The 16,867-nt window shown below is 71.6% G+C and carries 17 protein-coding genes, 1 tRNA gene and 1 other RNA gene; 13 read left to right on the forward strand and 6 right to left on the reverse strand.

Going from position 1 to position 16,867, the window contains the following annotated elements; translation table 11 throughout:
* Window positions 1-248: 248 nt before the first annotated feature.
* Window positions 249-333: transfer RNA gene (locus BSB02_RS00655), tRNA-Ser, on the reverse strand.
* Between the two features lie 105 nt (window positions 334-438).
* Here BSB02_RS00655 and ffs point away from each other — a divergent pair.
* Both ffs and BSB02_RS00665 read left to right on the forward strand, forming a co-directional pair.
* Window positions 439-534: signal recognition particle sRNA small type (gene ffs / locus BSB02_RS00660), an RNA gene on the forward strand.
* A gap of 29 nt (window positions 535-563) precedes the next feature.
* Complete coding sequence (locus BSB02_RS00665) at window positions 564-2,792, forward strand: DNA polymerase III subunit gamma and tau (RefSeq protein ID WP_084955476.1); 2,229 nt, start codon at window positions 564-566, stop codon at window positions 2,790-2,792.
* 79 nt (window positions 2,793-2,871) lie between these two features.
* Here BSB02_RS00665 and BSB02_RS00670 read toward each other — a convergent pair whose 3' ends face one another.
* The gene (locus BSB02_RS00670; RefSeq protein ID WP_084955478.1) at window positions 2,872-4,290 is read right to left on the reverse strand and encodes a helix-turn-helix domain-containing protein; all 1,419 of its coding nucleotides are present in this window, start codon (window positions 4,288-4,290) and stop codon (window positions 2,872-2,874) included.
* Window positions 4,291-4,638: 348 nt separating this feature from the next.
* On the opposite strand from BSB02_RS00670, the gene BSB02_RS00675 reads away from it, so the two are divergent.
* The 5 genes from BSB02_RS00675 (at window position 4,639) to BSB02_RS00695 (ending at window position 8,539) form a co-directional block, all read left to right on the forward strand.
* Window positions 4,639-4,989, forward strand: a complete 351-nt coding sequence (locus BSB02_RS00675) for a YbaB/EbfC family nucleoid-associated protein (protein WP_084955480.1) — start codon at window positions 4,639-4,641, stop codon at window positions 4,987-4,989.
* A 3-nt stretch (window positions 4,990-4,992) separates the two neighbouring features.
* The gene (recR, locus tag BSB02_RS00680; RefSeq protein ID WP_084955483.1) at window positions 4,993-5,592 is read left to right on the forward strand and encodes a recombination mediator RecR; all 600 of its coding nucleotides are present in this window, start codon (window positions 4,993-4,995) and stop codon (window positions 5,590-5,592) included.
* The gene (locus BSB02_RS00685; protein WP_084955485.1) at window positions 5,585-6,115 is read left to right on the forward strand and encodes a DUF5063 domain-containing protein; all 531 of its coding nucleotides are present in this window, start codon (window positions 5,585-5,587) and stop codon (window positions 6,113-6,115) included. The genes recR and BSB02_RS00685 overlap by 8 nt, the downstream gene beginning before the upstream one ends.
* A 94-nt stretch (window positions 6,116-6,209) precedes the next feature.
* Complete coding sequence (locus BSB02_RS00690) at window positions 6,210-7,484, forward strand: aspartate kinase (protein ID WP_084955487.1); 1,275 nt, start codon at window positions 6,210-6,212, stop codon at window positions 7,482-7,484.
* Window positions 7,481-8,539 carry an aspartate-semialdehyde dehydrogenase gene (locus BSB02_RS00695; RefSeq protein WP_084955489.1) on the forward strand — a complete coding sequence of 353 codons (1,059 nt, stop codon included), beginning with the start codon at window positions 7,481-7,483 and terminating at the stop codon, window positions 8,537-8,539. The genes BSB02_RS00690 and BSB02_RS00695 overlap by 4 nt, the downstream gene beginning before the upstream one ends.
* 154 nt (window positions 8,540-8,693) lie before the next feature.
* On the opposite strand, the gene BSB02_RS00700 is transcribed toward BSB02_RS00695, so the two are convergent.
* Window positions 8,694-9,257, reverse strand: a complete 564-nt coding sequence (locus BSB02_RS00700; protein WP_084955491.1) for a hypothetical protein — start codon at window positions 9,255-9,257, stop codon at window positions 8,694-8,696.
* Window positions 9,258-9,513: 256 nt separating this feature from the next.
* Between BSB02_RS00700 and BSB02_RS00705 the strand changes: the two genes are divergently transcribed.
* The 4 genes from BSB02_RS00705 (at window position 9,514) to BSB02_RS00720 (ending at window position 12,958) form a co-directional block, all read left to right on the forward strand.
* A complete protein-coding gene (locus BSB02_RS00705; RefSeq protein ID WP_240506080.1) occupies window positions 9,514-10,140 on the forward strand; it encodes a TetR family transcriptional regulator in 627 nt (208 codons plus the stop codon).
* Window positions 10,141-10,204: 64 nt separating this feature from the next.
* Window positions 10,205-11,152 (forward strand): LLM class F420-dependent oxidoreductase, encoded by a 948-nt coding sequence (locus BSB02_RS00710; RefSeq protein WP_084955494.1) that lies wholly within the window; start codon window positions 10,205-10,207, stop codon window positions 11,150-11,152.
* A gap of 13 nt (window positions 11,153-11,165) precedes the next feature.
* Window positions 11,166-12,572, forward strand: coding sequence for an amidase (locus BSB02_RS00715; RefSeq protein WP_084955496.1), 1,407 nt, complete (start codon window positions 11,166-11,168; stop codon window positions 12,570-12,572).
* 47 nt (window positions 12,573-12,619) lie between these two features.
* Entirely contained in the window at window positions 12,620-12,958 is a 339-nt protein-coding gene (locus tag BSB02_RS00720; protein WP_084955498.1) for a YkvA family protein, read from the forward strand.
* On the opposite strand, the gene BSB02_RS00725 is transcribed toward BSB02_RS00720, so the two are convergent.
* From BSB02_RS00725 to BSB02_RS00735, 3 genes are all read right to left on the reverse strand, one after another.
* Window positions 12,939-14,135, reverse strand: coding sequence for an amidohydrolase family protein (locus BSB02_RS00725; RefSeq protein ID WP_240506081.1), 1,197 nt, complete (start codon window positions 14,133-14,135; stop codon window positions 12,939-12,941). The two genes, BSB02_RS00720 and BSB02_RS00725, sit on opposite strands and share 20 nt — an antisense overlap.
* A 266-nt stretch (window positions 14,136-14,401) precedes the next feature.
* Window positions 14,402-15,181, reverse strand: a complete 780-nt coding sequence (locus tag BSB02_RS00730; RefSeq protein WP_084955502.1) for an SURF1 family cytochrome oxidase biogenesis protein — start codon at window positions 15,179-15,181, stop codon at window positions 14,402-14,404.
* 40 nt (window positions 15,182-15,221) lie between these two features.
* A complete protein-coding gene (locus BSB02_RS00735) occupies window positions 15,222-15,689 on the reverse strand; it encodes a winged helix-turn-helix transcriptional regulator (protein ID WP_084955504.1) in 468 nt (155 codons plus the stop codon).
* Window positions 15,690-15,748: 59 nt separating this feature from the next.
* Here BSB02_RS00735 and BSB02_RS00740 point away from each other — a divergent pair, with 59 nt between their 5' ends.
* Both BSB02_RS00740 and BSB02_RS00745 read left to right on the forward strand, forming a co-directional pair.
* Window positions 15,749-16,261, forward strand: coding sequence for a GNAT family N-acetyltransferase (locus BSB02_RS00740; RefSeq protein ID WP_084955506.1), 513 nt, complete (start codon window positions 15,749-15,751; stop codon window positions 16,259-16,261).
* Window positions 16,258-16,848 carry a TetR/AcrR family transcriptional regulator gene (locus tag BSB02_RS00745; RefSeq protein ID WP_084955507.1) on the forward strand — a complete coding sequence of 197 codons (591 nt, stop codon included), beginning with the start codon at window positions 16,258-16,260 and terminating at the stop codon, window positions 16,846-16,848. The genes BSB02_RS00740 and BSB02_RS00745 overlap by 4 nt, the downstream gene beginning before the upstream one ends.
* Window positions 16,849-16,867 lie beyond the last annotated feature (19 nt).

Genomic DNA, 16,867 nt, shown 5'->3' on the forward strand with positions numbered 1-16,867 from the left:
AACCGGCGCCGGCGCGTCGCGATGAGCGGACGTCAGACGTCTTCCGGCGGGTCCAGGCAAGGCTCCATGGCGGGTTCCTCTCTGTGCGGTGATTGAGGACGTTGTGGAGCCTAGACAGCGCTTTCCCAGACGATCAAGATCTTGACTTTTGCCGACATTTCGGGTCAAGAACCTGACGTGCGAGAACACGGGCGGACACGCCAGAGGGGCCGTGCCGATCGCGATCGGCACGGCCCCTCTGGAACCGGCGGAGGATGGGGGATTTGAACCCCCGATAGGTTGCCCTATACACGCTTTCCAAGCGTGCGCCCTCGGCCACTAGGCGAATCCTCCGCCGTAGAGCTTACCCGACCCGCCAAGGTGCGCAGACCATCATTTCGGGGAGCTTCGGGGAGCGAGGCGGGAGCGAGCACCACCCGCACGCGGCTAGACTGTCTCAAGGACCCCTCGCGCGGCGTCATCCTGTGAACCTCCCCAGGGCCGGAAGGCAGCAAGGATAAGCGGGCTCTGGCGGGTGCGCGGGGGGTCTCTTCGCTCAACCCCCTCGCAGGCGGGATGGTCGCATGAGCCTTGCGCTTTACCGCAAGTACCGACCCGGGACCTTCGCCGAGGTCAAGGGTCAGGAGCACGTCACCGAGCCGCTCCGGCAGGCGTTGCGCACGGGCCGCATCAACCACGCCTATCTCTTCAGCGGACCCCGCGGCTGCGGCAAGACCTCCAGCGCGCGCATCCTCGCCCGCTCCCTGAACTGCGAGAAGGGCCCCACGCCCGATCCCTGCGGCGAGTGCGAGTCGTGCGTGGCGCTCGCCCCCACGGGGCCCGGCCACCTCGACGTGATCGAGATCGACGCCGCCTCCCACGGTGGCGTCGACGACGCGCGTGACCTACGCGAACGGGCGTTCTTCGCCCCGGTGTCGGCGCGCTACAAGATCTACATCATCGACGAGGCGCACATGGTGACCCGCGAGGGTTTCAACGCGCTGCTCAAGCTCGTCGAGGAGCCGCCGCCGCACCTGAAGTTCATCTTCGCGACGACCGAGCCGGAAAAGGTCATCGGCACCATCAAGTCGCGCACCCACCACTACCCGTTCCGGCTGATGCCGCCCGCCACGCTGCGCGCGCTGCTGGAAGAGATCCTGACCGCCGAGAACGTCCCCTTCGAGCCCGCCGCCCTGCCCCTGGTCGTGCGGGCCGGCGCCGGTTCCGCCCGCGACTCGCTGTCCATCCTCGACCAGCTCCTCGCCGGGGCCGACGAGGCCGGGATCACCTACGCCCGGGCCGTCTCCCTGCTCGGCTACACCGACGGCGGCCTGCTCGACGAGATCGTCAACGCCTTCGCCGCCCGCGACGGCGCGGCGGTCTTCCAGACCGTCAACCGGGTCATCGACGGCGGCCACGACCCGCGCCGCTTCGCCACCGACCTCCTCGAACGCCTCCGCGACCTGGTCATCCTCGCCAACGTCCCCGACGCCGCCGCCAGCGGCCTGCTCGACCGGCCCGCCGACGAGCTGGAGCGGCTGGTGGCCCAGGCCTCGTCGATGGGTCCCGCCGAGCTCACCCGAGCGGCGGAGATCTTCAACGCCGGGCTGACCGAGATGCGTGGCGCGACCTCGCCGCGGCTGTTGCTGGAGCTGATGTGCGCGCGGGTGCTGCTGCCGGGCGCCTCGCAGGGGGAGGAGGCGCTGCTGGCGCGCCTGGAGCGACTGGAGCGCGGCGGCGTGGTGGCCCAGGTCGCCGCCCGCGCCACGGCACCCGCACCCGGCGGCTCCCTTCCGGCGCCTGGCGCCGGTACGGCCGGCGGTTCTCCTGCGGTCGCCGGTGCCGGTGCCGGTACGGCAGGCGACACCGCCCCTGCGGCGGGCGGCGCGGTGTCCTCCGCGGCCACACCCGCTGGACCCACGCCCGCCGGGTCTGCTCCTACGGCCCCCGCCTCGTCCCCCGCCGCCGAGCCGGGCCCGTCCGAGGCCACTCGCGGCGGACAGGCCGACGACTGGCCCCAGCCGGTACGGCCGGCGTCGTCCTCACCGGCCCCCGCCTCCGCGCCCGCCCCGGCAGCCCCGTCCACCCCTCCGTCGGGCGGCGGTGGCGGCAGCCTCGCGGCCGTCCAGCAGCAATGGCCCGCGATCCTGGCGGCGCTCAAGGCGCGCAGCATCGTCGTCTGGGCGAACGTCAACACCAACGCCCAGGTCGTCGGGGTCGAGGGCAACATCGTCACGCTCGGGTTCAGCCAGGTCGGGGCGATGAAGAACTTCACCGGCGGCGGCAAGGACGCGCTGGTCGCCTCGGTCCTGGGCGAGGTGCTCGGCGGCACCTGGCGGGTCGAGGCGGTGGTCGGCGGCTCACCGGCTCCGCAGCGTGCCCCCCAGCCCCCGCCGCCGCCCCGCCCGGCCCCGCCGCAGCGCCCGGCCGAGCCGCCCCAGAGCCAGCCCGCCACCGCCGCTCCCTCGGAGCCTTCCCCGGGCCGGGCCGTACCGACGACCGACGAGTCGTGGCCGGACGAGCCCGACGACCCCGCTCCCGGCCCCCCGCCCGCTCCCCGCTCCTCGGCCGCCGGCCCGGGGATCGCCGCCGCCCGCTCGGCCGCCCAGGCCGCGGCCCAGACCGGCCCGCGCACCCCGTCCCCACGCCAGGGCGGCTCCCCGGCCTGGCCCGACGCCGTCCCGGGCAAGGGGGTCGAGGACGACGTCGACCCGTTGAACGACGCGGACGCGGACGTCGACGAGGTGAGCGGCATGGAATTGCTGCGCCGCGAGCTCGGCGCCCAGGTGATCGGCGAGATCGACCACACCTGACGCCTCGGCCGCCTCGGCGACCCGGCCGGCCATCCCGCCGCCGCTTCGCGTCGGGGTGGGCGAGCGCGCCCCGTTGGGGTCAAGCCGACGTGAGGCGGGCGCGGGCGGTGACCGCACGGTGGTCGGTCGGCGGCAGGCTTCTCGACAGCCGCTCCAGAACCTGGAAGTCCTCCCGCCCGTTCACCGTCTGCGCATAGCCCCACAAATCATCCGCGGACCCGTGACGCAGAAGGCACGTCCGCACCTGAGCCTCCAGCTCCTCACGCTCGCGCCGGATCTCGGGCGACTCCGACCGGGGCAGCAACGGCCCGCCGTAGGCCCGTGCCGCGGCTGCCGCGTCGCCCGCCGCGACGAGCCGCTTGACGGTGAGGAAGTCGGCGTCCACCGGCGCGGCCAGGCGGTACGGCTTGGCCCCGACCATGCCCCCGAGCTGCGCTCGGAGCCTGTGGATCTCGGCCCGGATGGTGGCCGGGTTGCCGGCGTCGCCGTACAGCAGGAAGGACAACTGCTCGGCGGTCAGGCCGTGCGGGTGGAGGGCGAGCAGGGCCAGGATCTCGGCGTGGCGCAGGGTCAGCGGGATCGCCCGGTCGCCGAGGTACGCGGAAGGCGGTCCGTCCCCCAGGAACGCCAGCCGCAGCACCTGGCGCTCGGCGACGCGCGGGACGTGCAGCAGGTATCCGCCGTGGAAGGGTTCCAGTAACCCCATCCGGCCGTCGGGCAGCGTGGCGTACCCGGCGGGTCCGGGAGGGGAGAGGCGGCGGCCGAGCAGCCCCGGGGAGTCGCCCGCGACGATCCGGCCGGACGCGCTGACGAGCACGCCCGGCCTGCCTGGCAGCGCGTCGTAGTGGGCGCGCAGCCGTTCGTCCCGCCTGTGCATGCGCAGGGCCAGCTCGGCCTCGGCCAGCCTGGCCGCCATCCCGACCAGCGCCACGCTGGACGGCGGCAGCGTGCGCGAGGTGGCGCTGAGGTCGATGCAGCCGATCACGGCGTCGGTGTCGGGGTCGACGATGGGCGCGCCGCTGCACGACCAGATGTGCAGCACGCGCATGAGGTGCTCCTCCGAGTACACGTGGAACGGCTTGCGCGTGGCCAGCGCGCTGCCCAGGCCGTTGGTGCCGACGCAGGACTCGCTCCACATGTGCCCGTCGGCCAGCCCGACGCGGTCGGCGGCGCGGAGGGTGGCGCGGTGGCCGTCGCGCCACAGGATCCGTCCCGCCTCGTCCGCCACGATCATGATGTGCGCGCTCTCGTCGGCCACCCGCCTGAGCGCCTGGGTGAGCATGGGCAGCACCGGGTCCAGCGGATGGGAGCGGCGCACGTCCGCGATGACGTCCAGCTCGAACACCAGCGGCGCCGCCCTGCTCTCCACGTCGACGCCCGCCTGGACGGAGCGCCGCCACGACTCGGTGATCTCCGCGCGAGGCCCGGGTTGCAGCACGCCGGTGTCGTGTGCCTGGCGAAGGCGGCGAGAGTACGCATCAAGGCCGGCGTCACTCATCGGGCACTCCTTGTCACTGTCCGGTACCGAGCATCCGCCCCCGCCGCCGCCCGTGCAACCGATTCGGGGATTGCTGAATGTGATTGTTCGCGTGCAACGTGTGTGCAACGTGGGTACGGCTAGCGTCGTGTCGTCGCGCCGGGACGGTGCGGTCGCTCCGGCCGGCGCGCGTCGGCCGGGTTCCGGACGCTGGAGGGGGGCCGGGACCCGGCCCACCGGCACGGCCCGTTTCCCCGCACGGCTCTCCGGCGTCGGCCAGACAACAGGGCGTGGCAGTGCACCACGGCGCCCAAACACCGTAGGCTCGTGGCAGTTGGACAATGCGTCAGCCACGAGGAGCGCACACCGGTGAACCCAGGGGATGTCAACCTGCAGCAGCTGCTGGAGCAGGCGCAGCTCATGCAGCAGCAGCTCGTGAACGCCCAGCAGGAACTGAACGACGCGCAGGTCGAGGGCTCCTCGGGGGGCGGACTCGTCACGGCCGTCGTCAACGGCTCCGGGGAGCTGCTCGAGCTGAAGATCGACCCGAGCGTGATCGACGCGAGCGATCCGCAGGAGACCGCGGAGACCATAGCCGACCTCGTGATCGCGGCGGTGCGCGACGCCGTCCGCGCCGCGGGCGAGCTGCAGCAGGAGAAGCTCGGCCCGCTCGCGCAGGGACTGGGCGGCGGCCTGGGCGGCCAGCTGCCGGGGTTCTGAGCCATGTACGAGGGGGTCGTCCAGAACCTGATCGACGAGCTCGGCCAGCTGCCCGGCGTCGGTCCCAAGAGCGCGCAGCGGATCGCCTTCCACCTGCTGGCCGCCGACCCGGCCGACGTCAAACGGCTCGCGCACGCGCTGCTGGAGGTCAAGGAGAAGGTCCGCTTCTGCCGTACCTGCGGGAACGTGGCCTCCGACGAGGAGTGCCGCATCTGCCGCGACCCGCGGCGCGACACCCACGTCATCTGCGTGGTCGAGGAGCCCAAGGACGTCGTCGCGATCGAGAAGACGCGCGAGTTCCGCGGCACCTACCACGTGCTGGGCGGCGCGATCAGCCCGATCGACGGGGTGGGCCCCGACGACCTGCGCATCAGGGAGCTCATGACCCGGCTGGCCGACGGGCGCGTGACCGAGCTCATCCTGGCCACCGACCCCAACCTCGAGGGCGAGGCGACGGCGACGTATCTCGCCCGGCTCATCAAGCCCATGGGCGTCAAAGTCACCCGACTGGCCAGCGGGCTGCCGGTCGGGGGCGACCTCGAATACGCTGACGAGGTCACACTTGGCCGCGCGTTCGAAGGACGGAGGCTGCTGGATGTCTGACCAGTGGAGTGCTCTCGCGGAGGAGACGGCCGCGCACGCGCAGGACTTCGTCGACGGCCTGACCCGGGTCGCCTGCGGCGAGGGCGGCGACGCGATCTGGTCGTTGCTGCTGGTGGAGGTGGCGCAGGTCAGCCTGGCGGGCGCCAAGCTCGGCGCGAGCAAGGACGTCATCCTGTCGGAGAACCTGGAGCCGCCGATAGGGCCGGATCCCGATCTCGACGAGGTGCGCACCGCCCTGGCGGCGCGGCTGGGACCGGTCGACGACTACGCCGAGGTGTTCGACCCCTACAAGGACACGACGGTCACGCCGTACCGCCTGTCCGACGACCTCACCGCCGTCGCGGCGGACCTGATCCACGGGCTGCGGCACTTCCGCGCCGGGCGCCCGCTGGAGGCGCTGTGGTGGTGGCAGTACAGCTACTTCAACACCTGGGGCAACCACGCGGGCGCCGCGATGCGCGCGCTGCAGGCCCTGGCCGCGCACTCCCGGCTGGACGTCGCCGAGGAGGCGCTGTCCACGTAGGTCTCCACCGGTGTCCACATAGTGGTCTACACCAGCGGGTGCATGAGACGCCGTCGGTAGACTGGCTCTTCACAGTCCGAACCGGGAGATTCTCGTGGCGCTCGTTGTGCAAAAGTACGGTGGTTCGTCCGTCGCCGACGCGGCCTGCATCAAGCGGGTCGCGCAGCGGATCGTCGCGACGAAAAAGGCCGGCAACGACGTGGTCGTGATCGTCTCCGCGATGGGCGACACGACCGACGAGCTGCTCGAGCTGGCCGAGCAGGTCTCGCCGCTGCCTCCGGGCCGCGAGCTCGACATGCTCCTGACCGCGGGCGAGCGGATCTCCATGGCGTTGCTCGCGATGGCGATCGCGAACCTGGGCAGCGAGGCGCGCTCGTTCACCGGCTCGCAGGCCGGCGTGATCACCGACTCCACGCACGGCAAGGCGCGCATCATCGACGTGACGCCGAGCCGCATCCGCGAGGCGCTCGACAACGGGCAGATCGCGATCGTGGCCGGGTTCCAGGGCGTGTCGCAGGACACCAAGGACATCACCACGCTCGGCCGCGGCGGCTCCGACACCACGGCCGTCGCGCTGGCCGCCGCCCTGGGCGCCGACGTCTGCGAGATCTACACCGACGTCGACGGCATCTTCACCGCCGACCCCCGCATCGTGCCGACCGCCCGGCGCATCCCGAAGATCTCCTACGAGGAGACGCTCGAGATGGCCGCGTGCGGCGCGAAAATCCTGCACCTGCGCTGCGTGGAGTACGCGCGCAGGTTCAACCTGCCGATCCACGTGCGCAGCTCGTTCAGCACCAAAGAAGGCACGTGGGTCGTGGCCGACCCTTACAACGAAGGAAGCGAGATGGAGCAGCCGATCATCTCCGGTGTCGCACACGACCGGAGCGAGGCCAAGATCACCGTTGTCGGGGTGCCCGACAAGGTCGGAGAGGCTGCCGCGATCTTCAAAACGCTGGCCGACGCCGAGATCAACATCGACATGATCGTGCAGAACGTCTCGGCCGCCGCGACGGGTCGCACCGACATCTCCTTCACGCTGCCCACGGCCGACAGCCACACCGCGCTGGCGGCGCTGAAGAAGATCCAGGAGGCGGTCGGGTTCGAGTCGCTGCAGTACGACGACCAGATCGGCAAGGTCTCGCTGATCGGCGCCGGCATGCGCTCGCACCCCGGAGTCACCGCGACGTTCTTCTCCGCGCTCGCCAACGCGGGCGTCAACATCGAGATGATCTCCACCTCGGAGATCCGCATCTCGGTCATCGTGGCTCAGGGCGACGTGGACGCGGCGGTGGCCGCCGCTCACAAGGCCTTCGACCTCGATGCCGACCAGGTCGAAGCAGTCGTGTACGGAGGCACCGGACGATGAGCCGTCCCACTCTCGCTCTTGTAGGCGCGACCGGTGCGGTGGGCACCGTGATGCGCGAGATCATCTCCTCCCGCGAGGACATCTGGGGCGAGATCCGCCTCGTGGCCTCCCCGCGCAGCGCCGGCAAGGTGCTCCGGGTGCGCGGCGAGGACGTCGTGGTGCAGGCGCTGGCCCCCGAGGTCTTCGACGGCGTCGACATCGCGATCTTCGACGTGCCCGACGAGGTGTCCGCGCAGTGGGTGCCGCTGGCCGCCGAGCGTGGCGCGATCGTCATCGACAAGTCCGGCACCTTCCGCATGGACCCCGACGTCCCGCTGGTCGTGCCGGAGGTCAACCCGCACGACGCGCGCAACCGGCCGCGCAACATCATCTCCACGCCCAACTGCACCACCCTGTCGATGATGGCCGGCATCGGCGCGCTGCACCGCGAGTACGGCCTGCGCGAGCTCGTGGTCGCCTCCTACCAGGCGGTGTCCGGGGCGGGCGTCGCCGGGCCGGCGCGGCTGTACGACGAGGTGGCGGCGCTCGCCGGAGACCGGACGATCGGGCAGGCCGCGGGCGACGTGCGCAAGGCGCTGGCCAACAAGCTCGACGGCGAGTCGCCGTTCCCGGCGCCCATCGCGTTCAACGTCATCCCCTGGGCGGGGTCGTACAAGGACGGCGGCTGGGCGTCGGAGGAGATGAAGCTGCGCAACGAGTCGCGCAAGATCCTCGGCATTCCCGACCTCAAGGTCTCGGCCACCTGCGTGCGGGTGCCCGTGGTGACCACGCACTCGCTGGCGGTCCACGCGCGTTTCGAGCGGGAGATCACCGTGGCCGACGCGCACCGCGTCCTCGAGGCGGCGCCGACCGTCGTGCTCATGGACGACCCGGCCAACGGCGTCTGGCCGACCCCGGCGGACGTCGTCGGCACCGACCCGACCTACATCGGGCGCATCCGGCAGGCGATGGACTTCCCGAACACGCTCGACATGTTCGTGTGCGGGGACAACCTGCGCAAGGGCGCGGCGCTGAACGCGGCGGAGATCGCCGAGCTGGTGGCCGCCGAGCTCTGAGGTTCGCGTAGGCCCCGTGTAGGACTCGCGTAGGAGTCGCGTAGGACTCTGTGGCGGAATGGGCCGGCTCGCCGCCGGCCCATTCCGTCCGGCTTCCGTCCGGCATCCCTCCGGCATCCGTCCGGCGGGGAGCGGTCAGCCTCGCGAGGAACGGTCAGCGGAACAGGATGTCCCAATGGTCGGACTCGTTCGCGAACACCGTTCCCCCGGGCGCCCGGTACAGCCGCGCCCCGTCCGTGCGGGCCCCGACCTGCCGATGCCTGTCCATGATGTAGGCGTCGATGCACGGGTTGTGTGCGATGTCCAGCTTGTAGCCCCGTGCGTGGCTGAAGAACCCCGGCGCGTGTCCCGCCTCGGTCCCGCCCGTCACCGTGATCGGGCACCCGCTGTCCTGCTTCAGCTTGACGATCTCTTCGAGCGTCCTCGACCGCACGTTCTCCAGCGACGTGCACGAGCTCACCCGCCGGTCGGCGCAGCGGCCGGAGGAGTGCCACCGCAGCCCCGCCGAGGCCAGGGTGCGCATCGCGTGCCGGTGGGAGACCCGCGCCGGCAGGTCCGGCGCCCGCCGCTTCCGCGCCTGTCTCGGCGGCCGCTGAGCGATGTCCGCCCTGGCCCCGTACCACGTCGGCACCTCGAAGACGCCGCCGAAGTCGTAGGTCCGGGCGACCGGAGGTGACGCCTGCCGTACCGGATCCAGGTGGGATGCGGGTGCGGCCAAGGCTGCCGTATCCATTGCGTTTATGGAGATAACCACGCCTAGGAGCGCGACTCCAAAGAGCCGTATCCACATGTCGTTGCCTTCTCGCGGACAGCCCTTCCGCCAGAAGCATCAATCCCACCGTTCACGGCAATTCATCCCTGCCACACGAGCATCTTTGCCGTGTGGTGCCGATCACCGTTGCCTTCCATGACTTTGCGGCCACGTGTCACGTAAAGTGACGAACGTGCCTCAACCTCGAGGGAACACCCGTGAGGTGATCGTCGAAACGGCCCTGCGCCTGTTCCGGGAGCGCGGATACGAGGCGACCACGATGCGGGCCATCGCCGCGGAGGCCGGCGTGTCGGTGGGCAACGCCTACTACTACTTCGCGTCCAAGGAAGCGCTCATCCAGGCGTACTACGACCGTGCCCAGAAGGAGCACGAGGAGGCCTGTCGCGACCTGCTGGCCACCGAGACGAAGTTCGCGGCCAGGCTGGAGGGCGTGCTGAAGGCGTGGGTGAAGGTGTCGGAGCCGTACCACGCCTTCGCGGTGAAGTTCTTCAAGCACGCGGCCGAGCCGGACAACCCGCTCAGCCCGTTCAGCCGGGAGTCCTCGCCGCAGCGGGAGGCGGCCATCTCGATCTACCGGGAGGTGGTGGCGGGCTCGCGCGACCGGATGGACCCCGAGCTGCGCCGGGAGCTGCCCGAGCTGCTGTGGCTGCTGTCGATGGGCATCGTGCTGTTCTGGGTGCACGACACCTCGCCGGGGTGCGTGAAGACCTACCGGCTCATCGAGGTGTCCGTCGCCATGGTCGACCGGCTCGTGGGCCTGTCGCACCTGCCCGGCCTGCGTGGCATCACCAAGGACTTCATCGCGGCGGTGCAGGAACTGCGTGCCTGAGCGAGCAGGCCGACATACCGCTTGGTATGGTGCACCCACGGACCCCGACTCTGGAGGTTGGCACATGGCCTGGGGCATGACCATCCCGTTCTACGACCGCTCGCTGGCCGACGCGAAACCGCTGATAGCCGAGCTGTCCGCGCTCGGCTACACCGACGCCTGGTCCGCCGAGGTCAACGGCGTCGACGGCTTCACCCCGCTGGCCCTGGCCGCCGACTGGGCACCTGGGCTGCGGCTGGGCACCGCCATCGTGCCGGTCTCCACGCGCGGTCCCGGCCTGCTGGCCATGTCCGCCGCCACGCTGGCCGATCTCGCCCCCGGCCGGTTCGTGCTGGGCATCGGCTCCTCCTCCCCCGCCATCGTCGAGAACTGGAACGCCGGCCGCTTCGACCGGCCCTTCGCCCGCACCCGCGACACCCTGCGCTTCCTGAGAAAGGCCCTGGCGGGCGAGAAGGTCACCGAGCGTTACGAGACCTTCGAGGTCAAGGGCTTCAAGCTGGAGCGGGCGCCGAAGACGCCGCCGAAGATCGTGCTGGCCGCGCTGCGCCCGCGCATGCTGCACCTGGCCGCCGAGGAGGCCGACGGCGCGATCACGAACTGGCTCTCGCCCGAGGACGTGCGGAAGGTCCGCGCGGAGATCGGCCAGGACACCGAGCTGATCGCCCGCCTGTTCGTCTGCGTCAGCCAGGACGTCGACAAGGTCCGCGAGATGGCCCGCTGGATGCTGGCCACCTACCTCAACGTGCCGGTGTACGCGGCCTTCCACGCCTGGCTGGGCCGCGGCGAGCTGCTGCGCCCCATGCACGAGGCGTGGGCGGCGGGCGACCGGCAGGCCGCGCTCAAGGCGCTGCCGGACGAGGTGGTGGACGAGCTGATCGTGTACGGCGACGCCGCCGCCTGCAAGGCACGCATCCGGAAATATGTGGACAACGGGCTCGACACGCCGGTCATCGCGCTCATCCCGAGCGAGGAGACCCCCATCGACCAGGCCGTGCGCGACCTGGCCCCCTGACGAGGAGGACCGCATGGAGGAACTGCTCGAGCAGGACGCCGTCGCCCAGGCGCTCGCCGTACGGCAGGGCCACGTCTCCGCACGCGAGCTGGTCGAGGCGGCCATCGCCAGGATCGAGCGAGCCGACGTCGCGATCAACGCCGTGATCCACCGCCGGTTCGAGCGCGCGCTGGACGAGGTGGACGGGATCCCCGCGGAGGCGCCCTTCCGCGGCGTGCCGATCCTGCTGAAGGACCTCGGCTGGCCCCAGGCCGGCGAGCCGTACAACGCCGGCTCGCGCACGATGGACGGGGTGCGGATCGGCGCGGACGGGTACGGCGTGGCCAGGCTCCGGGAGGCCGGGTTCGTGGTGCTGGGCCGTACCAACACCCCCGAGTTCGGCACGACGATCACCACAGAGCCGGTGGCGTACGGACCCACCCGCAACCCCTACGACCACCGCTACTCGGCGGGCGGCTCCAGCGGCGGCTCGGCCGCCGCCGTGGCGGCCGGGATGGCCGCGGTCGCCACGGCCAGCGACGGCGGCGGTTCGATCCGCATTCCGGCGAGCCTGTGCGGGCTGGTGGGGCTCAAGCCCACCCGAGGGCGCTCCAGCTTCGGCCCGGCCGCGGGAGAGGGATGGAACGGCTTGTCCTGCCCGGGGTTCGTGACCCGCACGGTCCGCGACACCGCCGCGGCGCTCGACCTGATCGCCGGCTTCGAGCCGGGCGACCCCTACGACGCGCCCGCGCTGCCCGGGCCGCTCCTGCACGAGGTCGGCGCGGACCCCGGAAGGCTGCGCGTCGGCTTCGTGGCCGCGCACCCGCGCGAGGACGTGCCGGAGGAGCCCGAACTCGTCACGGCCGTCACGCGGGCGGCGGCGCTGCTGGAGGGCCTGGGGCACGACGTGGCGCCCGCCCACCCCGACGCCCTGGCCGACCCCGACTTCCCGCGGCACTTCGGGGCGATCGTGGCCGACAACGTCGCCACCGAGGTGGAGAACGTCGGCGCGCTGCGCGGCAAGCCCGTGGAGCTGGAGGAGCTCGAGCCGCGCAACCAGGCCATGGCCAAGGCGGGACGCGCACGCGGCGCGGTCGAGCACTTGCTGGCCGCCCAGTGGATCGACCGCTTCCGCCGGCGGCTCGCGGCCTGGTGGGCGTCGGGGTTCGACCTGCTGCTGTGCCCCTCCCTCGGCGTCGCGCCCTTCCCGCTCGGCTGGATCCCGCCCGACGACCTGAGCGTGGCGTTCGGCCGCACGGCCCACGCCGTGAGCTTCACCTCGCCGTTCAACGCCACCGGGCAGCCGGCGATCTCGCTGCCGCTGCACCGCACGGCCGACGGGCTGCCCGTGGGCGTGCAACTGGTGGCCGCGGCGGGCCGGGAGGACCTGCTGATCAGGATCGCCGCCCAGATCGAGGCCGCCGGAGCCTTCCTGCGTTAGGGAACCGGCCCGCGGGGCACTGCGTTGTCGGGTGAGGAGGTGCTCCCATGCGCAAGGCGACGCGGGCCACGGCGGCGTGGCGCACGTACCGGGACGTGACCAGGCCGGGCACGCCAGGCCTCATGACCCGGTTACGGGCGATCCCCCGCATGATAGGCGCCGCCCTGAGCGGCCGGTATCCCGAGCTCGGCAAGGGCAGGCTGGCGATGATGGCCGCCGGCGTGCTCTACCTGATCTCACCGGTCGACGCCGTCCCCGAGTTCCTGCTCGGGTTAGGCGTGGTCGACGACTTCGGCGTGTTCCTGTGGCTGATGGGCTCGCTGCTCGGGCAGAGCGGCGACTACGTCGAGCGGGAGCGCAGGCGTCTCAAAGCTCCTCCATCCTGAGCCAGGCGCGCGAGGGCAACGGGTGGCCGAACAGGCGGGCGGCGTTGCCGTAGGCCACCCTGGCCAGGTCGACCGGCGGCAGGTGACCGAGGTTGCGCTGCACGGCCTGCTGCGTGTCGGGCCAGGTGGAGTCGGAGTGGGGGTAGCCGGCCTCCTGCAGGACGTGGTCCAGGCCGACCGCCAGCCGTACTCCTGCCAGCGCGTGGTCGTCCAGCGTGCCGAAGAAGAAGTTGCGCCGCAGCACCTCGCTCGGCTTGAGCCCGCCCTCCCAGGACGACTCGCCCGCCACCGGGTGGTCCAGCGCGTAGTCGGCCCGCTCGGCCAGCATCGGCACCCAGCCGACGCCGCCCTCGACGATGAGGATCCGCAGCGCGGGGAAGCGCAGCGGGATCCCCGACCACAGCCAGTCGGCGCAGGCGTACATGGCGCCGGCCGGGATCATCGTGGTGATCGCCTCGATGGGCGTGTCCGGCGAGGGGACGGGCGACCAGGAGGACGCGCCGGTGTGGAGGCACACCACGGTGCCGGTCTCCTCGCACGCGGCGAAGAACGGGTCCCAGTGGCGGGTGTGGATCGACGGCAGCCGCAGCCGCGTGGGGAACTCGGGGAACACCACGGCCTTGAACCCCCTGGCCGCGTTGGCCCTGACCTCCTTGGCCGCGATCTCGGGGTCGGGCAGCCAGGGCAGCTGCAGGGCGATGATGCGCTCGGGGTAGGTGCCGGCCCACACGTCGATGTGCCAGTCGTTCCACGCCCTGACCAGGGCCAGGCCCAGCTCCTGGTCGCGGGTCCTGGCGAACGGCATGCCGGCCTGGCCGGCCAGCATGCCGGGGAAGCAGAGCGCGGCCCAGATGCCGGCCAGGTCCATGTCGGCGATCCTGGCCTCGATGTCGTAGCAGCCGGGGCGCATCTGCTCGAACCGGACGGGCTCCAGCGTGCGTTGCTCGCGCGGCAGGCCGGCGCCCACGTCGATCGCGGCGCACGGGTAGGTGGCTCCGCCGTACCGCCAGACCTGGTGACCCGCGTCGGTCTCGACGACTTTGGGCGCGGCCTCGGCGAACTTCTCCGGCAGCCGGCCTTGGAACAGGTCGGGCGGCTCGATCAGGTGATCGTCAGCGGAAATGATCACATAGTCGCGCCGCCTTCGTCCGGGGTCGGGGAGCAGCGCCGTAGTCACGCAGGTAACCGTACGACGCCCGTGACTCATGGAACAAGCTGTGTTGACTGGTCGCGCCTTCGGCGCTCCGTGCGAGGGGCGCGGCCCGGCCTTCCCTCGTCGCGGTGAGGGCGCTTGGGCGCCCTCACCGCTCCTCAGTCCAGGCCGGGCCGCGCCCCTCGCGTGAGGGCTGGGCGCCGTAGGTCACCCGTGTGGGCTCGCGCCGCAAAAGGGAGGGTGCTGCGAGGGCGCGAGCCCGGGGCGCACGCTACCCCGTGGACACGGCTTCAGTCGCCCGACCCGACAGGGGAGGGATCCTGGGAGGCCGCAGCGGCCCTGCGGTCGGCGACCTCGCGGCGGATCAGCATCAGCCAGCCGCCGATCGCCACGGCGATGAACAGCCACCACTGCACGCCGTACGCGAAGTTGAGCCCGCCTCCGGAGCTCACGTCCGGCGGTGGGACCGGCTCGGGGGCGGGTGAGGACGGCGGTTGCTGCGCGGTCAGCTCCACGTAGCCGCCGAAGAGCCGGTACGGCAGGCGCTTTTGGAGGGATGGGACGTCGATGAGCAGGATCTGGCCCTGCGGCAGGCCCTGCCTGTCCCGGATGCCGGTGGACTCCTCGGTCTCGCTCAGCCGCAGGCGGCCGGTGACCTGCACCGGGCCGGTGGGCGCGGGAGGGACCTCGGGGGGCGTGTCGGCCGTGGCCCCCGCCTTGACCCAGCCGCGGTTGACCAGCACGGCCCGGCCGTCGCCCACGACGAGGGGGGTGAGCACGTAGAAGCCGGTCTGCCCGTTCTGCGGGCGCCGTCGCACCAGCAGCTCGTGGGCGGCGTCGTAGGAGCCGGACACGGTGACCGCTCGGTAACGGTCCCGGTCGGTGACGGGCCTGGCGAAGTCGAGCGGCACCGGGTCGGCCGACAGGTTGGCGGTGACCAGGTCGCTGCTGGCCGACTTCTCCTCGAACCGCCCGAACTGCCATCTGCCGAGCAGGACGAACGCCGGGATGACGAGCAGCACGACGACGTGCAGCGCCACCCATCGAGGGGTCAGCAGGAACCGGTACACCCCTTCAGGGTAGGCACCGGGGGGAGCGGTCGCTCACTCGCTATGCGCTCCTGCGTTTGGCGCCGGCGCCGGGGACGGGCGTGACCTCGCGCGGCCCGGCCACCTCGTGGCCCTCCTCGCAGCGCATGTACTGGTGGATGGGCGCGCCGCAGTCGCGGTGGGTGAGCACGACGGGCGGCCCCTCGGGGTCGGCCAGGTAGCGGTCGCCCCAGTGCATGAGCGCGACCAGCAGGGGGTACAGGTCGCGGCCCTTGTCGGTGAGCCTGTACTCGTCGCGTTGCCGCTGGCCGGGCTCGCGGTAGGGGACCTTGCGCAGCAGGCCCTCCTCGACCAGCCGGGCCAGGCGCGCGCTGAGCACCTGGCGGGGGGCGCCGGTCATGGCCTGCATGTCGGCGAACCGCCGCACGCCGCTGAACGCTTCGCGCAATACCAGGAAGGTCCACTTCTCGCCGACGATGGCGAGGGTGCGCTCGATCGAGCAGTTGTCCACCCGGAAAGGCACGTTCATCTCCACATCATACCTGAGTTCACTTGACAGACTCAGATGTCGCGCGAGAGTCTGAGTCTATGATTCGAACCCAGATCCGCTCGGTCCGGCCCGACGACGAGACGGCCATCACGCGGTTCCTGGCGGGGCTGTCGCTCCAGACCCAGACGCTGCGCTTCTTCAGCGGCTTCCACACGCCCAAGCCGAGCCTGGTCCGCGCGCTCATGGCGCTGGACGAGCGGAGGGACGCGCTGGTCGCCACCCTCGAGGGCGAGATCGTCGGCCATGCCATGAGTTACCGGGGCGGCGCGGCCGACGTGGAGGTCGCGGTGGTGGTGGCCGACCAGTGGCAGGGCTGCGGCATCGGCCCGAGGCTGGTCGACGCGCTGCTGGCCAGAGCCTGGCTGCGCGGCGCCGTGACCGTCGGCATGGACGTGCTCGGCGAGAACCGGAGGGTCCTGCGCATGATCCGCCGGGCGTGGCCTGAGGCGAAGCTCACAGTCTCTTCCGGATCGGTCGCCGTCGTCGCTATGATCGACCCGGCGCCGCTATTTGCGGAACAAGGTTCTGGTGTCTCACCATTGATGTTGTGAAGACTGCTAAGAACGGACGCGACGGCCGCACCCGCATCATCGAGGGCGCCCTCCGCCGCTTCAGCCAGGACGGGGTCTCGGCCACCACGCTGGCCAGCCTGCGCGAGGAGAGCGGGGTCAGCGTCGGCAGTTTCTACCACCACTTCGCCAGCAAGGAACACGTCTTCGGCGTGCTGTACGCCGAGATCCTCGCCTCCTACCAGGAGGCGTTCCTGGCCGAGCTCACCAGCCACGACGACGCCCGCTCCGGCATCGAGGCCATCCCCGTCTTCCACATGCGCTGGGCCGGCGAGCACCCCGAGAAGGCCCGCCTGCTGATCAGCGAGCGCCCGCCGCGCAAGCACGAGCCCGGCGGCGCCGAGGTGGCCGAGGCCCGCCGCGCCTTCTTCCGCCAGGTGTCGGACTGGTGGCGGCCGCACATGAAGAACGGCCTGCTCCAGCCGGTCCACCCCACGATGTGCTACGTGCTGTGGCTGGGCCCCGCCCAGGAGATGTGCCGCCTGTGGTTCGCCGGCGCCCACACCCCCACCGAGGAGGAGATCAAGGGGCTGGGCGAGGCGGCCTGGCAGAGCCTCCGCCAACGCTGAGAGCAGCGCTGAAAGCGCG

It is taken from the genome of Thermoactinospora rubra (assembly GCF_002093975.1).
Lineage (GTDB): Bacteria > Actinomycetota > Actinomycetes > Streptosporangiales > Streptosporangiaceae > Nonomuraea > Nonomuraea rubra_A.